The organism is Bradyrhizobium sp. SHOUNA76 (assembly GCF_023006445.1).
GTDB lineage: Bacteria > Pseudomonadota > Alphaproteobacteria > Rhizobiales > Xanthobacteraceae > Bradyrhizobium.
Window position 1 is genome coordinate 1 of record NZ_JALBHA010001111.1, and the last position, 554, is coordinate 554.

Genomic DNA, 554 nt, shown 5'->3' on the forward strand with positions numbered 1-554 from the left:
TGCTCCATCTTCACCACCATCATCTCGACCGCGATGATGGCGTCGTCGACGAGCAGGCCGAGCGCGATGATCAGCGCACCCAGCGTGATGCGGTGCAAGTCGAGCGACATCATGTTCATGACGATGAAGACGATGCCGAGCACCAGCGGCACCGAGAGTGCGACCACGATGCCGGTGCGCCAGCCGAGCGCCAGGAACGAGACGAACAGCACGATGACGAGCGCTTCCATGAAGGAGTGCACGAACTCGCCGACGGCGTGCTCGACCACCTTGGGCTGGTCGGCGATCAGCTTGACATCGACGCCCTGCGGGACTGCCTTCATGAACTCGGCGGTCGCCTTCTCGACCTCCTTGCCGAGCTCGAGGATGTTGGCGCCCTTGGCGGTGACGACGCCGATGCCGATCGCGGCCTTGCCTTCCTGGCGGACGACGAAGCTCGGCGGATCGACATAGCCGTGGGTGACGGTGGCGATATCGCCGAGGCGGAACACGCGGCCGTTGCTCTCGACCGGCGTTTCGGCGACGGCCTTGGCGCCGTCGAGCGCGCCGGTGAC

At 65.7% G+C, this 554-nt stretch carries 1 protein-coding gene; it reads right to left on the reverse strand.

The genetic code is table 11. From position 1 onward, the window contains the following. On the reverse strand, positions 1-554 hold a 554-nt coding region (locus tag MOV74_RS40020; protein WP_246933089.1), incomplete at both ends, for an efflux RND transporter permease subunit.